The organism is Pseudomonas sp. NPDC079367 (genome assembly GCF_044542195.1).
Classification (GTDB): Bacteria; Pseudomonadota; Gammaproteobacteria; order Pseudomonadales; family Pseudomonadaceae; genus Aquipseudomonas.
On the sequence record NZ_JBITTW010000020.1, the window covers coordinates 18,283 to 37,176 of the forward strand.

Genomic DNA, 18,894 nt, shown 5'->3' on the forward strand with positions numbered 1-18,894 from the left:
GCATCGCCTGTCCCCCGGAGTCTTGCCATGTTCAAAGCAGCGATCGTCCTGATGCTGATTGCCACGGTCGTCAGCCTGTTCAGCGGCCTGTTTTTCCTGGTCAAGGACGACAGCAGCTCCCATCGGCTGGTCATCGCCTTGAGTGTTCGGGTGGCACTGGCCGTGGTCACCGTCGGCCTGATGGCCTGGGGTTTCTACAGCGGCCAGTTGGTGTCGCATGCGCCCTGGTAGCGTCGGCGTTCAGAGCACATAGACGAAGAAGAACAGGCCGATCCACACCACGTCGACGAAGTGCCAATACCAGCTCGCTGCTTCGAAGCCGAACTGGTGCTCGTTGTCGAAGTGGCCCTTCATGATCCGCATCAGCATCACGAACAGGATGATCGTGCCGATGGTCACGTGGGCGCCGTGGAACCCGGTGAGCATAAAGAACGTCGCGCCGTAGATGCCCGAGCCGAGGGTCAGCCCCAGCTCTTTGTAGGCGTGGATGTATTCCTCGGCCTGGAAACCCAAAAACGCGATGCCCAGCAGTACGGTGATCGCCAGCCACAATTTCAGTGCGCCGCGATGGCCCTTCTTCAAGGCGTGGTGGGCGATGGTGATGGTCACGCTGGAGCTGACCAGCAGAATGGTGTTGATCAGCGGCAGGCCCCACGGGCTGATAACGTCTTTGGGCGGCGGGAACAGTTTCGGGTCCGGGTTGTTCAGCAGTGGCCAGACGTACTCGAAATTCGGCCAGAGCATTTGCGACACGCCCTTGCTGCCTTCGCCCGCCAGACCCGGCGCGGAAACCGTGCGGATATAAAACAGCGCGCCGAAGAAGGCGACAAAGAACATCACTTCGGAAAAGATGAACCAGCTCATGCCCCAGCGGAACGAGCGGTCCAGCTGCGGGCTGTAAAGCCCCGCGCGACTTTCCTTGATCACCGCACCGAACCAGCCGAACAGCATGTACGCGAGCAGCAGGCCACCGACGAAAAAGATCAGCGGGCCGTGGGAATCCGGGCGTGCCGCCTTCAGATCGTTGAACCAGGTGGCGAGGCCGTACACGGTGACGAACATCCCGAGCGTGGCGATGATCGGCCATTTGCTCTGGACCGGGACGTAATAGTGCTCATGAGTTGCCATTTATTGTTCTCCTTATCGGCCACGCTCAACCGCCGGTATTAACAGCCACCGGTGGATGTCGGGCGGTGATATCGAACAGCGTGTAGGACAGCGTCAGGTGCTTCACTTCCTTGGGCATGTCGCGGTCAACGATGAAACGCACGGGCATCTCGATCTGTTCACCGGGTTGCAGCACCTGCTGGGTAAAACAAAAGCATTCGGTCTTGTGGAAAAACGCCGCCGCGTTGCTCGGCGCGATGCTCGGTACCGCTTGCGCGCTCATCGGTTTGTCGGTGGGGTTGCGCGCGATGAACACCATCTCGTTGACCGCGCCGGGATTGGCGGTCAGTTCGTCATGCTTGGGATAAAAGTCCCACGGCATGTCGGCGGTGTTGGTCGAGAGAAACTGCACGCGCACCTGGCGCGAGGTGTCGACCACTTGCTCTCCCGCGTACTGGCCGCCGGTCTTGCCGTTGATGCCGAAGGCCTTGCACATCACGTCATAGATCGGCACCAGGGCGAAGCCGAAGACGAACATCGCCACCACCACCAACAGCAGGCGCGTGACCAGTTTCTTCAGCGAGATCGAGTCAGCCATGGTTCCAATCCTCAATCGAGAACCCCTGTGGGAGGGGGCTTGTTCGCGAATGCGTCGGATCAGTCAACTCAACTGTTGAATGAAAAATGGCATTCGGGAGCAAGCCCCGTCCCACAGAAGCCAGGCGTTTCATTTCACTTCCGGCGGCGTGGTAAAGGTGTGATACGGCGCCGGTGACGGCACGCTCCACTCCAGGCCTTCGGCGCCATCCCACGGTTTCGCCGGGGCCGGCGCGCCGCCACGGATGGTCTTGATGACGATGAAGAGGAAGAAGATCTGCGTGGCGCCAAACATGAACGCGCCGATCGACGAGACCATGTTGAAATCGGCGAATTGCAGGTTGTAGTCCGGAATGCGTCGCGGCATGCCCGCAAGACCCACGAAGTGCATCGGGAAGAAGGTCAGGTTCATGCCGACGAATGAAAGCCAGAAATGCAGTTTGCCGAGGGTTTCGTCGTACATGTGCCCGGTCCATTTCGGCAGCCAGTAGTACGCCGAGGCGAAGATGCCGAAGATCGCCCCGGGCACCAGCACATAGTGGAAGTGCGCGACCACGAAGTAGGTGTCCTGATACTGGAAGTCCGCCGGGGCAATCGCCAGCATCAGCCCGGAGAAGCCACCGATGGAAAACAGGATCACGAACGCCACGGCAAACAGCATCGGTGTCTCGAAGGTCATCGAGCCCTGCCACATGGTGCTGGCCCAGTTGAAGACTTTCACCCCGGTCGGCACGGCGATCAGCATGGTCGCGTACATGAAGAACAATTCGCCCACCAGCGGGATGCCGACCACAAACATATGGTGCGCCCAGACGATAAACGACAGAAACGCGATGCTCGCCGTGGCGTAAACCATCGAGGTGTAGCCGAACAGCGGCTTGCGCGCGAAGGTCGGGATGATCTGGCTGACCGCGCCGAACGCCGGCAGGATCATGATGTACACCTCGGGGTGGCCGAAGAACCAGAACACATGCTGAAACAGCACCGGGTCACCACCGCCGGCAGCGCTGAAGAAACTGGTGCCGAAGTGAATGTCCATCAGCATCATCGTCACGCACCCGGCCAGCACCGGCATCACTGCAATCAGCAGAAATGCGGTGATCAGCCAGGTCCAGACGAACAGCGGCATTTTCATCAGGGTCATGCCGGGGGCGCGCAGGTTAAGGATGGTCGCGACCACGTTGATCGCGCCCATGATCGAGCTGATGCCCATCAAGTGAATGGCGAAGATGAAGAACGTCACGCTTTCCGGTGCGTAGGTCGTCGATAGCGGCGCGTAGAAGGTCCAGCCGAAATTCGGCCCGCCGCCCGGGGTGAACAGCGTCGATACCAGCAGCAGAAAAGCCGCCGGCAACAGCCAGAAACTGAAGTTGTTCATCCGCGGCAGGGCCATGTCCGGCGCGCCGATCATCAGCGGGATCATCCAGTTGGCGAGGCCGACGAATGCTGGCATCACCGCACCGAAGACCATCACCAGGCCATGCATGGTGGTCATCTGGTTGAAGAATTCCGGCTGGACGATCTGCAGGCCGGGCTGGAACAGCTCGGCACGAATGACCATGGCGAACGAGCCGCCGAGCAGGAACATGCAGAACGCGAACCACAAGTACAGCGTGCCGATGTCTTTGTGGTTGGTGGTCAGCACCCAGCGCATCAGGCCTTTGGCGGGGCCGTGGGCGTGGTCGGCATGACCGTGGTCATCGATGACAGCGCTCATGGCCGGTCTCCTTCACGAAAGTGGACGGGGCAGGCCGGGGCGTGCGGCCCCGACCGGTTCACGGAGTACGCAATTGACCGGCTCATTGGCTTTCCGCCTGTTTCAGCTCCAGCACTTCTTTAGGCGTGACCATGTCGCCCTTGTTGTTGCCCCAGGCGTTACGTTCGTAAGTCACGACCGCCGCGATGTCGACTTCCGACAGCTGCTTGCCGAACGCCGCCATGGCGGTGCCGGGTTTGCCGTGGAAGACGATGCCCAGGTGATCCTTGATCGGCCCGGTAGCGATTTTCGAGCCTTTGAGCGCCGGGAACATCGGCGGCAGGCCCTGGCCTTCGGCCTGGTGACAGGCCACGCAAGTGGTGTGGTAAACCTTGTCGCCGCGCTCCTTGAGCTCGTCGAGGGTCCATTCCTTGCTGGTCAGCTCTTTAAGCTGCGCGGCCTCGGCCTTGCGCTCGGCGAGCCATTTTTCGTAGTCGGCCTGCTCCTTGACCTCGACCACGATCGGCATGAAGCCGTGGTCCTTGCCGCACAATTCGGCGCATTGGCCGCGGTACAGCCCGGGCTTGTCGATACGGGTCCAGGCTTCGTTGACGAACCCGGGAATCGCATCGCGCTTGACCGCAAACGCCGGCACCCACCATGAGTGAATAACGTCGGCGGAGGTGACGAGGAAGCGCACCTTGGCGCCGACCGGCAGCACCAGCGGCTTGTCGACTTCGAGCAAGTAATGCTCGCCCTTGGCTTGCTTGTTGTGGATCTGCTCGGCGGGGGTGGCCAGATTGCTGAAGAATTCGACATCCTGGCCCAGATATTTGTAGTGCCACTTCCACTGATAACCGGTGACCTGGATATCGATGTCCGGCTCGCTGGTGTCGTACATCTTGATCAGCGTCGCGGTGGCGGGAACGGCCATGGCCACCAGAATCAGCAGCGGCACGACAGTCCACATGATCTCGACGCCGGTGCTTTCATGGAATTTCGCCGCGACCTGGCCGGTGGAGCGGCGGTGTACCATCATCGACCAGAACATGGCGCCGAAGACGATGACCCCGATCACCACACAAATCCAGAAAATGGTCATGTGCAGGTCGAATACTGCGTGACTGATTTCAGTCGCTCCAGGCGCCATATTCACTGTCCAGGCCGCGTTGGCCTGGCTGAATATCGACCACAACAGGAGGCCCATCCAGACATGTGGATGTCGCATCATTGCGGGTTCCCCTTATCGTTCTTGTTATCCCGCCGGCGTATCGCCTGCGGCAAGGGAGCGGCTGCATCAGACTACGAACTTGAATCGCCGGGCCTTGCTGCGGGTGCAGTCGGGCGTCATCAGCTAACTCCATTCATTGGCGAGTATAGACAGCGTCCGGGAATTGCAACCCGCGCACGTCAATGAGCTGAAACAACCGCCGCTTGCATTCAAGTGCCCGAATGGAGAAGGATGCAGACGAGTGGTGGCAAATGGATATAACGCAGCTGCATCAAGGATGAAATAATTATGACAAATGCGTCTTAGCGTTTTTCGTAAGCCAGCTAAGTTATGTCTTCCCTATTTCATTGCCTTGTTTCCTGGAGTTTTCATGAACACCGCCGCATTGCGCGAGCAGATCCAAAAAGCCCAACAACACGAAAAAGACACCGGCCTGCTGACCCGTCAGCTGGAAAGCAAGCTGCCTCACCTGCACCCGGCGATCCAGTTGCCGGAAACCGACGCCAACGGCGTGCTGACGCGTTTTGTCGCCGCCTACATCGATGAAGTACCCGATCTGCTGGACGCAGCCAATGAAGTCGCCAAGGAAGCGGGAATCGAATCGCAGATCAAACCGGTGCTGAAAATCGCCGAGCAGTATTTCCTCCAGCCGCCGGCCATCATGGCCGGGCATGTCGGCCTGGACAGCCTGCTCGACGAAGCCTATCTGGCGCACCGTTTTGTCGAAGAGGTCAACGACCTGTACATCAAGCATTTCGGCCAGCCACTGATCCCTCTGGACATGACGGTCGCCAATTTGATTGCTCATCAATTGATCGGTGAGGCATTCGCCAACCAACTGGACGAAGCGGTGCATCACGCGATCGACGAGATGCTCAACGACGAGAGCTTTGCCCTGGAGTCGGTGGAAGCCTACCGTGACAAACTCAGCAGCCCGGACACCGGCGCGGCGTGGAAACGCTGGCCGTGCATGAGCCGCCGGTTGGGTGTGGGACTTGAGCTGGATCAGCCTGCTGCCTGAGTCATACACAGTTCAATGTAGGAGCTGCCGCAGGCTGCGATCTTTTGATGTTGTTTTTCAAAATCAAGATCAAAAGTTCGCAGCCTGCGGCAGCTCCTACAGGGGGGCGAGTTCAACCCGCAGATTCAACCCGCCGCACCAATCCCGGTATTGGTTCGCACCCGGCCTTCCAGCCTGCGCTTCAATCCGCGCGACTCGATCAACAGCTTCGAACCCTTCGCCGCATTCGCCCGGCCCCATTCTTCCAGCAGTTCCAGACACGAGTGGTCGATGTAGCTCAGGTTGTTGAGCGGCACATGCACCGTCGTGCCGTGAGGAATGCTGCCCAGCACCTGGGTCAGCGCCGGTACTTTGAGGAACGTCGCCGCGCCGACCAGACGCAATTCCATCTCGCCGTCCTGCGGCAGGTCGATCAGGCTGATTTTCAGGCGCGAAGCCTTGAGTGCCAGCTTCAACATGGTCAGGCCGAAACCGATCAGCACGCCGGTTAACAGATCAGTGAAGATGATTGCCAGCGCTGTGGCAGCGTAGGTGAACATCGGCATCCGCCCGTATCGACCCAGGCCACGAAAGGCTTTGAGGTCGACCAGTTTGAAACCGGTATACACCAGCACGCCCGCCAGGCTCGCCACCGGGATGCTTTGCAGCACGCTCGATAGCAACAGCACGAACGCCAGCAGCCACAGGCCATGGAAAATCGTCGAGTAGCGTGTGGTCGCACCAGCCTGAACGTTGGCCGAACTGCGCACGATCACCCCGGTCATCGGCAGCGCGCCGACCAGGCCGCAGAGCATGTTGCCGACACCTTGCGCCGACAGTTCACGGTCGAAGTCCGAACGCACACCGCTGTGCATGCGATCCACCGCTGCCGCCGACAACAGGGTTTCGGCACTGGCAATGAACGCTACGGCGAACGCGGCAATCAGCAGCGTCGGGTCGGCCAGGCTCATCAGGTCGGCAGGCTTGAGCCAATCGATCGCTTCGGCCAGATTCGCCGGCACTTCAACACGCTTGACCTGCAATGCCAGCAGCAGACTCGCGGCTGTTGCCAGACCGACACCCAGCAACGCACCGGGAACGAAACGCAGCGAATGTGGACGGAATTTTTCCCACAGCCACATCACCGCAATTGTCGACAACCCGAGCAGACCCGCCTGCCAGCCGAACGACGGCAAGGCTTGCGCCACGGCCGACGGAAATGCCGTGAGGTTGTCGAGCCCGGAGGGTTGCGGCTTGGCATCGAGCATCACATGGATTTGCGAAAGCACAATCAACACGCCGATGCCCGCGAGCATGCCGTAGACCACCGCTGGCGCCGTGACGCGGAACCAGCAGCCAAGCTTCAGGCGCCCGGCGACCAGTTGCAGAAATCCGGCGAGCAGCAGAATCGGCCCGAGCATCTCGATGCCGTGCTGGCGCACCAGTTCGAACACCAACACCGCAAGCCCCGCCGCCGGCCCGCTGACCTGCAACGGCGAACCCGCCAGCCAACCGACCACCAGACCGCCGATGATCCCGGTGATCAGACCCTTGGCCGGCGGCAGCCCTGACGCAATCGCGATGCCCATGCACAGCGGCAGGGCGACCAGAAACACAACCACGGAAGCGAGCAGCTCCCGTGGCAACACAGCTTTCAATTGAGCCGCACGCATGGCGATTCTCCCGAAGTTTTCTTCAGGCGTGGCGAGGCCGGGCCGCTGAATCAGCGGCCGGCGTCATACCACACAGATTGTTGGGAAGATTTAGAAGCGCGCTTTGGGCGTCGCCACAGGAATCGGATGGCTGCCGTCGAGAGGCAGGAAACGACCCTGGTCCGCGTCGTAAGCTTTGATTTCGCTGGTTTCGATGTTGTAGACCCAGCCATGGATGAACAGATGACCGTTCGCCATGCGCGAGGCTACCGAAGGATGGGTACGCAAGTGCTGCAATTGGGCGATGACGTTTTCCTCGGTGAGGATCGGCATGCTTTCTTTTTCGTCGGTGCAGTTACAGTTGTCGTGCACCATGGTTTTCGCGACTTCGGCGTGGCGCAGCCAGGCTTTGACCGTCGGCATTTTTTCCAGGCTGTCGGGGTTGAGTACCGCCCGCATGGCGCCGCAATCGGAGTGGCCGCAAATGATGATGTGCTGCACGCCCAGCGCCAGTACCGCGTACTCGATAGCGGTGGAAACGCCGCCGTTCATCTGGCCGTACGGCGGAACCACGTTGCCGACGTTACGAGTGACGAACAGATCGCCTGGCGAGCTCTGGGTGATCAGCTCGGGAACGATGCGCGAGTCGGCGCAGGTGATGAACATCGCCTTGGGCGCCTGGGCGGTGGCGAGCTTCTTGAACAGTTCTTCCTGCTGTGGAAAAACGTCATGATGAAAACGTAAAAAGCCATCAACGATCTGTCGCAGTGCTGCATCGGCGGATTCCGCTTCAGGGCTTTGCGCCGAGGCAGCCAACGACTGTTTATCCTTGTCACTCATGATTCATCCTCTTGTGCGGATTCAGGGAGTCTTCCCCGGTATTCCGGTATGAAGCCAGTGGCTGTTTAAACCATCCGGGTCATCCCGACCCGTCAGTCACTCGATGAACAAGGTAGCCGCCGAAACTTAATTGAAACTGAATGAAACGCTCTAGAACGTGTGTTCCAGGTCACAAAAAACGTGACTGGCGTGTTTCGGCGGAAGGAGTCCAACCCGTCAACCCAAAGCCAATTGTCGCTAAATCAACGACATCTGGCGACCCGGCGGACAGAAGGCCGTGCAGTCGAGGTTATAGCCCTCGCGTTTGTTCAGACCAAGCTTTTTGATGGTCTTGGCGAATCTTTGTGCGAGCAGTTCGGCAAACGGTCCTTCACCGCGCATACGCGCACCGAAACGGCTGTCGTAGAGTTCGCCGCCGCGACTCTGACGAATCAGGCTCAGCACATGCGCGGCGCGTTGCGGATAGTGCGCCTGCAACCACTCCTCGAACAGCGGCGCGACTTCCAGCGGCAGGCGCAGCATCATGTATGCGGCGCTTTGCGCACCGGCGGCGTGGGCTTCGGTGAGCAGGCTTTCGATCTCGTTGTCATTGATCATCGGAATCATCGGCGAACACAGCACGCCGACCGCAATGCCTGCTTCGCGCATCACCCGGATTGCGCGCAGGCGCGCCTTGGGCGCAGCGGCGCGCGGTTCGAGGATGCGTTTCAGTTCGTCGTCCAGGGTGGTCAGGCTGATCATCACCGACACCAGCCGTTGCTGCGCCAGTTCGGTGAGCAAATCGAGATCGCGCAGAATCAGCGAGCCTTTGGTGACGATGGTTACCGGGTGTCGATAGCGCAGCAGCACTTCCAGGGTCTGGCGGGTAATTTTGTACTCCCGCTCGATCGGCTGATACGGGTCGGTGTTGGAGCCCAGATTGATCGGCGCGCATTGATAGCCTGGTTTGCTCAGCTGTTCTTCAAGAACCAGGGCGGCGTTGGTCTTGGCAATCAGCCGGGTTTCGAAGTCGAGGCCCGGCGACATGTCCCAATAGGCGTGACTGGGGCGTGCGTAGCAATAAATGCAGCCTGTCCTTATCCATTAAGTCAACCCCTAGACACCGATGTGTGAGGGTATCACCAGGGAGAGGTAGAAATACCGGGTCTAACAGAAATGAATCGCATCCGCGGCGTGACCTAGGGCCAACGGGCTCATCGGCATTGGCTGCCCAGCTAACAGCAGATGTCGGCTCCTTAACAAGCCTCGACCAGAGCCGAACCTGCCACTACGTCATAGGTTTATGGCTGCAGGTAGTGAATCGTCCCAGCTTTTGAGACACACGATGCCACTTTTGGCTGGGAGTTCCAGGTAGTAGCAGGCCGGAATCGGCCAGATGCGGTCATTGCCCGGTGTCGATAGAATCCTTGGCTACATGACTCTGCTCTGACTTGGGCATCTGTATGCACTTCGATGAATTACTGGCACGGTCGGCCATGCTTGAGGACAGGCTTGTCGGCTTTTTCGCCCTGCCCTTGGTCAATGCCTCCAGTCGCCTGCAGGCAACCCAAGCTCTAGCTAGTCTAGGATTTGAGCACGCCCGGGGCCTGAAGCATCTGGTGGCAGCAGGGCTGTACACCTCTGCTGCAGCATTGCTGCGAGTACAGTACGAATCACTAGTTCGCGCACTGTGGGTGCTTTATGTAGCCAAGGATGGTCAGGCGGATTTAATGCTTGCTGAGCTCACACATGAGACGGCAAAGCAGGCAAGCAAAATCCCTATGCTCAGCCAAATGTTGGAAGAGATTGAGGTGAAAGCTCCGCACGCTCCGGTAGCACACCTAAAGGAGTTTAAGCATTACTCTTGGAGACCTTTGAGTTCCTACGTGCATGGAGGCATCCATGCAGTTAATCGTCACGGAAGGGGGTTTCCGCCAGAGCTGGTTTTAGCAGAGATCCAGCACTCGAATGGTCTGCTCGGAATCGCAGGCAATCTGCTTTTGATCCTTAGTGGTGTACCGCCGGAGACAGGGATGATGGCAGGCATCTACAAGGAGTTCCAAGACTGCTTCCCTGCTAATAACCCACCATACAAGCGTACGGCCGAACCGGCTCATTGACCGTTTGGAGTGGTCAGTTTTCGGCCAAGAGCAGACATTTCTGCGATGTTGAAGAGGCTCGCGCCCTGTTCAGTCTTAGGCCGTCAAGCCCCATGACATTTTTTATATTTCAGGCCAGAGCCACAGGGGCATCGATCATTTCTTCCTACCGCACCGAACATCTGCCCGATAGTAGGTTTCAACGCCTCATAGGCGAGTTGGGCAATGTAATTTGATTGATTTTCAACTTCCTGACGTTGCTCGCCAGTCAACCCGTCAAAATAAGGACCCAAACGTGTCATTTCAGCATCTGCGTCATCGTGCCGCCCGCATAGTGCCAGTATCACCGCATATTGGCTTCGTACCTGAACCAGCCTGTTCACCAGTCCAGCCGTATTTACAATCGGCAAAACGTGCTGCTCCATGACTTCTCTGGCGCCTTCATAGTCTTTCCTGGCGACAAATTCATCCGCCAAATCCTGGCCGACCCGCACCATAGACTCTGGCGCACCGGCCATGTTGTAGAACTTCATCGAATGAATACGGATGAATGGCGTTGGTTTTCCACGCGCTTGAAGGATTATTGCGTACAACTCTAGTGCGTCGGCGAGATGTTTGAGATGTTCATGAACATTTTCTGGGCGTTTTATAATTTTCCATAGCACATCCGCATTTTTACCCATCACATCTGCCGGACGAATACCGAACAGGTCGTAATATCCATCAGTGACCTTCCAGCACAGCGCTTCTGCCTCCTTATATCTCTTTAACTTCCATAGAGCTATGGCATGGTTATAGTCAAATATGCGTTCATGCTCAGCATCGGGCAACTTCGTGATGGCCTGCTCTACAAGCCGCTTAACCTCGTATGCGTTACCATTTTCTGCTGAGAATAATATCCGTTTCATTGCATATGCAATTTGTTCACGAAAATCAAACTTATACTCAATAAGAAGAGCTTCCATGGCCTCAAGTCGCTGGACGATTTTATCAGGACGGCCTTCTCGAAGCTCAGAGAAAACTAGTCCATCCAACGCCCAGAATTTATGAACAGGTTCCAGTGTATCTGAATTCGTTGCTCGTTCTAGACTTGCCAGTATGTCGACGTTAATACCCATCTCATAAAATAGCTCCTCGCCTGAAAGTGCGATGAGTGTCATGACATCGTTGAGTTTGATATAAACCTGGGTCAACAACGCGAATCTTGATGTGTCGCGAGTTTTGTGAAGGCTCACGACCAGCAGCTCTTTCAATGCCATAAGTGCGTTATTTGCCACCGCCGGATCCATAAGCTCCAAGTGCTGCAGCCCCAGTGCTCTGACGGCGTCATGTACCTTCAGCATCTGGTTCCCAAAAATCTCAACGGTGCCGGTGGCCCGCATTTTCTTAAGAATTGAGGCAGCGCCACCTGTGGATACATTTAGTGACTTGACCAGAAGCTCACAAACTTCTTCGCGACTCAACCCCACATCAGTCAGGCTGAACAATGCCAGCGAATCCTGAGTTAACTTATCAAACCCCTGATAAATACGGGTAAGGATGACTTCCTGCGCAGTCTCGACACTGTTTTCCTGCTGCTGAAGTTCAGCGCACAGCACATCGACATTGCCTCCGTATTCTGTGACCGCTATTTTTGCAGCGCTCTGAACATACAGCGGCAGTCCACCGGTATAAGTCCGCAGTTGCTCGTAGCCTTGAGCGGTGGCATAGCCACCGAGATCGTCTACTGCTGCGGCCACCGTATCAATATCCCACCCCAAAAGTGCCTCACGCTGCAGTCCAGTAACAGCTTCCAGCTCGCGGACGTTGTCATGGGGCTGGCACAGCAGGACGAAACGAATGCATTTGGTTGCATTCAGTGTATCGCGCAGATTTTCTACAGGAACACGATGCGCATTATCTAAAATCAGCAGCAGGGTGGCTCCTTGCTGATCCAGAAATGTGTCGAATGTTCTGAGTGCCTCGTAACCACTGGCGCCCGGCAGCAGGATTTTTCGCAGACCATCCCGATCCGGCGTTGCAAATTTCGCTGCCAACTCACGAACCAGTGTGCTCGCCAGAGCAGGGCCCGGAAGGTCGCCGGTGTCATAGTAGGCACACAGCTGAGAGCAGTGTAGAGCTGCCTGCGCTGCCCACGCTGTCTTGCCTGCACCGGATAATCCGCAAATGATACGTACACGCTCGTCGGATGCGAGAGATGGCTCCAGTTTTTGTGGCCTGTAAAACGCTGGAGGTGCGGGGAAATCCTGTAGTTGAACGATGAGTTGCTCAAATAGCGCAGGTAGGTCTTTGGCGTGAAACGCATGCTGTTTGTTCGGGGCACTACCCGTGGCTGCAAGCTGCGCCAGTCCGGCTAGCTTCCATATCAGGGAATCCGGGGACAACAATGAAAAATTCAGCTTCTCCGCTTGGGCGATACACCATGCCGCTGCATCAGTTAGCGACTCCCAGGCGGGCGGAAGTGCCGGGTGGCGTTCAGAAGTAGATTGGGGCCAAACGAAAAGAACATCAGGGGGGAGTTTTTTATCGTTGATAGTCTGCTGGAACTGAACGCTCGGTGCTTGGTTCGCGACGATAACAAAGGCAGCCTCGCCTTTGCGCATCCCCTCAGCATGCTCATTTCGCAGGTTTTCAAAACGCTCTAGGGCGCTTGAAATATCGCTGGGAATGATTGGTTTTGAACGGGTCTTAACCTGCACATAGATTCGTCCCTGATCGGTAACAAGCTCAATATCCTCATCAAGCTCAACCATCACCACATCGACGGCGGCCGCCTGCGCTAATAGCAAGCAACCAACGGTATACAGGTGCTGATATAAGAATCCTCTGTGTACCGCTTCGATGCGTATCAGTTGAGTAACATCTAGCACATCTGGAGTGCTTTTTTCATCGCCTCCCTGCATTTTTTTGATCTCTCGTAATTGCTAAATAGAATAAATTCGAATTAACACTACAACTCATGGAGTCGCCAGCGTACCCGAGCCCCTAGCTTCCGACCAGTCACGGTCTGCCCAGCCACGGCTCAATGATCGCGGTAATTCGCGGGTACTGACTGTCCGAGTTGCAGCTCGCAGATGTCTGCTCCTGGCCGACAGCGGCTATCACCAGAGTCCACTATCGGCCATTTTGCGCACGCAGCGCTCTTACTTACATGCCATCAGTTCGCTTTTTATCCTTCAAGTAATCTGCGTACATGTCAGCAAGCTCAGCCTCTCGGTCGCGATCCTGATCTGTCTCAATCTTGGTTACTGCTACCCAGCCCTCTTCGAATAGCCACTCACCAGGGCGCCGCACCAACGTAACTTCAACGTCCAGATAAAATTCACAACCAGCGTATGGACGATCTTGATCCTGCTCACCCGAGTAAGTAAACGAAACCTCCAGTACCAGTAGGCCTTTGGTTTCATCATACGACGAAGATGTCACCTCAAAATCTTCACACGAATAGTCGTAGGCATTGGTGTCTGCCGCTTCGCCCGATAGCAGGTTATCAATCTCCTCGCAAAATCGCTCGTACACTGGGCTCCCGTAAATAGCATCGGCAGGATCCGACGAACCTAGGGATGGTCTGAAGTAGTTGTGTATTTCTGGCTGACTTCAGCCCCTGCCGATTTTAAAAGCGGCAAATCGATCAAAAACGCTCAGATCACCCGCTTATTTCTGTGTTTTTAGCCGCCGCGAGCACCTCGCGGCAGCCATTTTCCACATTACAGGCGCACCTCTCCTGCATTCGCCAGTAAATGTCGGCGCGCCATCCACAGGTTCGACAGCGCGAACAGCGTCATCAGTTGCGCCGTGTTCTTCGCCAGACCACGGAAGCGCACCTTCACATAACCGAACTGGCGCTTGATCACCCGGAACGGATGCTCGACCTTGGCTCGTACCTGAGCCTTGGCCTTCTCAATCTTGCGCTTGGCTTTGTACAAAGCACTGCGCTTATCAAGCTTCTTGTAAGTACTACGGCGGGCGGCGATCTGCCAGATGACCCCCCGGCCTTCATGTTCAGGGCGTTTCTCGACGCCGGTGTAACCCGCGTCGGCACCGACCATGTTCTCATCGCCGTGCAGCAGCTTATCGACCTGGGTGACATCGGCCACGTTGGCCGCCGTGCCCACCACGCTGTGCACCAAGCCCGACTCATCATCGACACCGATGTGCGCCTTCATGCCGAAGTGGTGAGTCGGCCGCGGGAACTGCCCCCGCAGCCGCTCGCAGAACCGTACGTGACACTCTCGCGTCATACGGCTCCCGTTATCCAACCTTGCTGCCCGGTCACTCGCCAGTGATGAAACAGCCGGGGTACCACAGTCCGCATCTTGTCCAGCCATTGGCTAATGCGCCGCTTGCGCCTATGAAGAGCCTTGTATTTTCGTCGGGCCCAGCGTTCAAGCGCGCGGTCAATGTGCTGGAAGATGCCAAGCATGGCTGTCCGATAGAACGAGCCATAGTATTGCGACCACCCCTGTATCACTGGATTGTAGAGCCGAGCCACGTCGACCAGCGTCACGTGGGTTTGGCGATTGAGTCGCCACCTGCGTACCGCTTGCCGCATCCGCTTTAAGGCATCCGCACTCGCTCCCGGAAGGAAGCTCGTGAAGAGCTGGTCTTGTTTGCTGAGCGCCTTCCTCGGCCTAAAGGTGAAGCCGAGGAAGGTAAAGCTCACATGCGGATAACCTGCGCGACGGTTACTGTCCTTGCAGTACACGACCTTCGATTTCTCGGGGTGCATCGTCAAGCCACAGGCAGCCAGCCGTGAAGCAATGGAGCGCATCACGTACTCCGCTTGCTTTCGACTGCGGCAGTGCACCACCGCATCATCGGCGTAGCGGGCAAACGGGCAGTTGGGGCTGGTACGTTGCATCCAGGTGTCGAAGGCATAGTGCATGAACAGATTCATCAGGAGGGGACTGATCACTCCACCTTGCGGGGTGCCGCGTTCGCGTCGGACGCGCATACCGTGATCCGTTTCGAACGGCGCAACCAGCCACCGCTCGATGTACAGAAGTATCCAGTCCTCCTTGATGTGCAGGCGCACCGCCTTCATCAGCAACCCATGATTGATCTGATCGAAGGCTGCCTTGATATCAAACTCCACCACCCAGTCGTATCGCCAGCAGCGCTCACGCGTGATCGCCACCGCCTGCTTCGCTGATCGTCCCGGCCGGTACCCATAGGAGTCCGAGTGGAAGATCGAGTCCAGCTCCGGCTCGATGAGAAGCTTGACCACGGTTTGCGCGACACGATCACCAACCGTGGGCACTCCCAGCTTGCGCGTGCCTCCCGATGCCTTGGGAATTTCTACTTGCTTGACCGGAGGCGGGAAGTACGACCCCGACGACATCCGATTCCACAGCTTGTAGAGATTCTTAGACAGATCCCGCTCGAAATCGGCGATGGTTTCATCGTCGATGCCGGCAGCACCGCGGTTGGCCCTGACCTGCTGGTAGGCGTCCCATACCGTGCGTTTCGCTATGTCATAAGGTTTCGCCGAGCTCACGCCACTCATCCCCGGAGGTTGGCAACGCTCGTCGGCCGGATAACGCCGCCCCTTCGCTCCACCTCCATTACAGAGGCTTCATCGCTACTACGGGAGGCTCCGCCCCTCGTTCCAGCATCGGTATTCTTCCTCATGGTGTTGGCCATTTGTCATTTTCCTTCGCATCTGGAACAAGGTTCTCACGTTCCGTACCAAAGCCTGTATGAAGATCATGCCGCCTATACACCGGCTGCCATCGGGTCCGTAAGCAGGTAACGCCCCGACTTGTCCTGAAGCCAGTACTCCACCTCAGTTTCGGCAGCACCTTGGGCATAACGATGCGTCATCGGACGGTTTGCTTTCGCTCATCTTCTCCATACTCACCTGCCATCCTCAGGGATGACTTTTCCTCGGTCGCTCACCACCACACCTTTTGGATGCAGCAGCACCGGGTGGTTTGAAGTCCGCTCCTGCAAGCCGACTTCGGAAGGCCTACTTCCATCTTCGGCACAGCAGCACAGGTCATCTGACCTGTGTTCGTGACACACAGTACTGGTTACCCTTCTTGGTCTGATGCATTTCCGGGTCGCGCTTACCGTCCTTGTTCTTGGTCGAACTCGGCGCATTGATCAGCGTGGCATCGACGATCGTGCCTTGGCGCAGCGACAGCCCTCGGTCGCCCAGATAGCCATTGATGACAGCCAAGATGCCGGCGGCTAGTTCGTGCTTCTCCAGCAAACGACGGAAGTTGAGGATGGTGGTTTCATCGGGGATACGCTCCAAGCTCAGCCCCGCGAACTGGCGCAGGATGGTGGTCTCGTACAGCGCCTCTTCCATCGCTGGATCGCTGTAACCGAACCAGTTTTGCATCAGGTGCACGCGCAGCATCGCCATCAGCGGATAGGCCGGACGACCGCCTTCACCCTTGGGATAATGCGGCTCGATCAAGGCAATCAAACCCTTCCACGGCACCACCCGATCCATCTCGATCAGGAACAACTCTTTGCGGGTTTGTTTGCGCTTACCGGCGTACTCGGCGTCGGCGAAGGTCATCTGCTTCATCGGGAAACTCGGTGGGTGGAATCCGGGTATTTTGCCAAAATCTGGAAGTCTTCTTCAGAGTTTCCCTAGCATTAAGCTGGGCGCGACAACAGACGTCTAGTTGGGCGGCACCTGAAGGTTTCGACCAGCCACATAACGGCCTAGGTCAATCGACGGGCAAGAATAGAATGTCTCCTATAGTCCGCTAGTGTGCGCTCTCTTGCTTGGATGGCATTACGTTCTGGCCCAACGTTACTGTAGCGAATCCGCAGCAGTATCAATCAAAGCCTCCTGTATCCCGCGTGAAGAAAGACGCTACGTTGCGCCCGTTCTTCCACGGCTTCGCTTGCCGCCCCGCTACGGCAGATTCGAAGTATTCATCGAAATGTCATCCTTTAGAAGCAGTGCGTTAACAAGGAATTTCTACCCTTTGCATCGCGAACCGCAATTGTGCGGCCAGCAATATTGCGAAAGGTGATCAAATGACGCCCCATCCGATACAGGACGCCGTGCTGCGGGTCGACCGGTTGAGCGTCGTCTATCCAGGCGGCGTGACAGCCCTACGCGATACCTCGATTGCATTTCGGCGTGGTGAGTTCACCGTGCTGCTTGGTCTCTCGGGCGCAGGCAAGTCGACCTTGCTCCGTAGTCTCAATCGACTCGTCACGCCCACTGGCGGCAGTGTCACCAGCGAACTCGGTGAACTCGGCAGCGGCTCGGCCTTGCGTCAGCATCGTCGGCGTACCGCCATGATCTTTCAGCACCACCAGCTAATCGAACGTCAAAGCGCACTGGCTAATGTGCTTACCGGTCGGCTGGCCTTTCACAACACGCTCCGCTCGCTGTTTCCTCTGCCGCGTGCCGATCAGGAGATTGCGCTCAGTTGCCTCGCTCGGGTCGGTCTGGCAGACAAGGCGCTAAGCCGGGTGGACAAACTGTCCGGTGGCCAGCAGCAGCGGGTAGGCATCGCGCGTGCGCTAGCGCAACAGCCGGCGATCATTCTGGCCGATGAGCCGGTAGCCAGTCTCGACCCGGCCACTTCGGTCCGTGTTCTCGGATTGCTGCGCGACATCTGCAAGGAAGACGGCATCACCGCCATCGTTTCGCTGCATCAACTCGAATATGCCCGCCGCTTCGCCGATCGCGTCGTCGGGCTGGCCGATTCTCAGATCGTTTTCGATGCCGCGCCCTCGGAACTCACCGATGCGCAGCTTGAGCGCATCTATGCAGGCCGCTCTACGACTCAGCCAGCGAATGCTCCGGCTGAACCACCTGTCATGCTCGAACCTTCACTGGAGATGTCCCGATGAAACGCTTATCCGCGCTCTTATTGACTTGCTTGCTGTCCGCTGTTTCAAGTTTGTCCGCCCTAGCGGCCGATGCCGATCCGGATGTGCTAAAGGTTGCCCTGCTGCCGGACGAAAACGCCTCCGAGCTGATCAAGCGTAACCAGCCGCTGAAGGATTATCTGGAAGAGCATCTGGACAAGAAGGTGCAGCTGATCGTAACCACCGACTATTCCTCGATGATTGAGGCGATGCGCTTTGGCCGTATCGACCTGGCGTATTTCGGTCCGCTGTCCTACGTCATGGCCAAAAGCAAAAGCGACATCGAGCCCTTCGCTGCCATGGTCATCGACGGCAAGCCGACCTATCGCTCGGTGATTATCGCCAATGTGGCGTCAGGCGTGAATGAGTATGCCGACCTTAAGGGCAAGAAGATGGCCTATGGTGACCGGGCATCGACGTCCAGCCATTTGATTCCCAAAACCGTGCTTCTTGAGACGGCCGATTTGACGGGTGGGCAGGACTACGAACAACATTTTGTGGGCACGCATGACGCCGTTGCCGTCAACGTGGCGAACGGCAACGCCGATGCGGGTGGGCTGTCGGAGGTAATTTTCAATCACGTAGCCGAACGTGGCCTAATCGATCCGAGCAAGGTGAAAGTACTTGGTTACAGCGGCGAATACCCCCAGTACCCCTGGGCGATGCGCTCGAACCTGAGCCCCGAGCTGAAAACCAAGGTGCGGGATGTATTCGTCGGTATCGACGATCCCGAAGTGCTGCGCAACTTCAAGGCCGAGGCCTTCGCGCCAATCACCGACGCCGACTACGATGTGATCCGCAACATGGGATCGCTGCTCGGCCTCGACTTCGCCACGATGTGAGCACCG

Annotated in this window: 14 protein-coding genes and 3 pseudogenes; 5 read left to right on the forward strand and 12 right to left on the reverse strand. The window is 57.3% G+C overall.

The window, feature by feature from the left end:
- Positions 1 to 27: 27 nt before the first annotated feature.
- Positions 28 to 231, forward strand: coding sequence for a twin transmembrane helix small protein (locus ACIGDJ_RS16680; protein WP_397479306.1), 204 nt, complete (start codon positions 28 to 30; stop codon positions 229 to 231).
- A 9-nt stretch (positions 232 to 240) separates the two neighbouring features.
- Here ACIGDJ_RS16680 and ACIGDJ_RS16685 read toward each other — a convergent pair whose 3' ends face one another.
- The 4 genes from ACIGDJ_RS16685 to coxB all read right to left on the reverse strand — a co-directional run bounded on the left by ACIGDJ_RS16685 (position 241) and on the right by coxB (position 4,631).
- Positions 241 to 1,128, reverse strand: a complete 888-nt coding sequence (locus tag ACIGDJ_RS16685) for a cytochrome c oxidase subunit 3 (protein ID WP_397479305.1) — start codon at positions 1,126 to 1,128, stop codon at positions 241 to 243.
- Between the two features lie 25 nt (positions 1,129 to 1,153).
- Complete coding sequence (locus ACIGDJ_RS16690; RefSeq protein ID WP_016772328.1) at positions 1,154 to 1,705, reverse strand: cytochrome c oxidase assembly protein; 552 nt, start codon at positions 1,703 to 1,705, stop codon at positions 1,154 to 1,156.
- Positions 1,706 to 1,834: 129 nt separating this feature from the next.
- Positions 1,835 to 3,421, reverse strand: coding sequence for a cytochrome c oxidase subunit I (gene ctaD, locus ACIGDJ_RS16695; protein WP_039757110.1), 1,587 nt, complete (start codon positions 3,419 to 3,421; stop codon positions 1,835 to 1,837).
- A gap of 82 nt (positions 3,422 to 3,503) precedes the next feature.
- Complete coding sequence (gene coxB / locus ACIGDJ_RS16700; protein WP_101159648.1) at positions 3,504 to 4,631, reverse strand: cytochrome c oxidase subunit II; 1,128 nt, start codon at positions 4,629 to 4,631, stop codon at positions 3,504 to 3,506.
- A 370-nt stretch (positions 4,632 to 5,001) separates the two neighbouring features.
- Here coxB and ACIGDJ_RS16705 point away from each other — a divergent pair, with 370 nt between their 5' ends.
- Positions 5,002 to 5,652, forward strand: coding sequence for a hypothetical protein (locus ACIGDJ_RS16705; RefSeq protein WP_397479304.1), 651 nt, complete (start codon positions 5,002 to 5,004; stop codon positions 5,650 to 5,652).
- 125 nt (positions 5,653 to 5,777) lie between these two features.
- Here ACIGDJ_RS16705 and ACIGDJ_RS16710 read toward each other — a convergent pair whose 3' ends face one another.
- The 3 genes and pseudogenes from ACIGDJ_RS16710 to ACIGDJ_RS16720 all read right to left on the reverse strand — a co-directional run.
- Positions 5,778 to 7,304: a SulP family inorganic anion transporter gene (locus ACIGDJ_RS16710; protein ID WP_313000517.1), complete on the reverse strand. Its 1,527-nt coding sequence runs from the start codon at positions 7,302 to 7,304 to the stop codon at positions 5,778 to 5,780.
- A gap of 90 nt (positions 7,305 to 7,394) precedes the next feature.
- Complete coding sequence (locus tag ACIGDJ_RS16715) at positions 7,395 to 8,123, reverse strand: carbonic anhydrase (protein WP_093096212.1); 729 nt, start codon at positions 8,121 to 8,123, stop codon at positions 7,395 to 7,397.
- Between the two features lie 237 nt (positions 8,124 to 8,360).
- Positions 8,361 to 9,194, reverse strand: a pseudogene (locus ACIGDJ_RS16720) (PA0069 family radical SAM protein); the annotation flags it as partial.
- 371 nt (positions 9,195 to 9,565) lie between these two features.
- On the opposite strand from ACIGDJ_RS16720, the gene ACIGDJ_RS16725 reads away from it, so the two are divergent.
- Positions 9,566 to 10,222 carry a DUF6988 family protein gene (locus ACIGDJ_RS16725; protein ID WP_058410394.1) on the forward strand — a complete coding sequence of 219 codons (657 nt, stop codon included), beginning with the start codon at positions 9,566 to 9,568 and terminating at the stop codon, positions 10,220 to 10,222.
- A gap of 83 nt (positions 10,223 to 10,305) precedes the next feature.
- On the opposite strand, the gene ACIGDJ_RS16730 is transcribed toward ACIGDJ_RS16725, so the two are convergent.
- From ACIGDJ_RS16730 to ACIGDJ_RS16750, 5 genes and pseudogenes are all read right to left on the reverse strand, one after another.
- The gene (locus ACIGDJ_RS16730) at positions 10,306 to 13,104 is read right to left on the reverse strand and encodes an SEC-C metal-binding domain-containing protein (protein ID WP_033987773.1); all 2,799 of its coding nucleotides are present in this window, start codon (positions 13,102 to 13,104) and stop codon (positions 10,306 to 10,308) included.
- 244 nt (positions 13,105 to 13,348) lie between these two features.
- A complete protein-coding gene (locus ACIGDJ_RS16735; RefSeq protein WP_051488632.1) occupies positions 13,349 to 13,720 on the reverse strand; it encodes a hypothetical protein in 372 nt (123 codons plus the stop codon).
- A 188-nt stretch (positions 13,721 to 13,908) separates the two neighbouring features.
- Positions 13,909 to 14,379: pseudogene (locus tag ACIGDJ_RS16740) on the reverse strand (IS5 family transposase); the annotation flags it as partial.
- Between the two features lie 59 nt (positions 14,380 to 14,438).
- Positions 14,439 to 15,707 (reverse strand): group II intron reverse transcriptase/maturase, encoded by a 1,269-nt coding sequence (gene ltrA / locus ACIGDJ_RS16745; RefSeq protein ID WP_010466266.1) that lies wholly within the window; start codon positions 15,705 to 15,707, stop codon positions 14,439 to 14,441.
- A gap of 519 nt (positions 15,708 to 16,226) precedes the next feature.
- Positions 16,227 to 16,739: pseudogene (locus ACIGDJ_RS16750) on the reverse strand (IS5-like element ISPre1 family transposase); the annotation flags it as partial.
- Positions 16,740 to 17,200: 461 nt separating this feature from the next.
- On the opposite strand from ACIGDJ_RS16750, the gene phnC reads away from it, so the two are divergent.
- Both phnC and phnD read left to right on the forward strand, forming a co-directional pair.
- Complete coding sequence (phnC, locus tag ACIGDJ_RS16755; RefSeq protein ID WP_003118432.1) at positions 17,201 to 18,028, forward strand: phosphonate ABC transporter ATP-binding protein; 828 nt, start codon at positions 17,201 to 17,203, stop codon at positions 18,026 to 18,028.
- Positions 18,025 to 18,888, forward strand: a complete 864-nt coding sequence (gene phnD, locus ACIGDJ_RS16760) for a phosphate/phosphite/phosphonate ABC transporter substrate-binding protein (RefSeq protein WP_010466255.1) — start codon at positions 18,025 to 18,027, stop codon at positions 18,886 to 18,888. Before phnC ends, phnD begins: the two co-directional genes overlap by 4 nt.
- Positions 18,889 to 18,894: the final 6 nt, after the last annotated feature.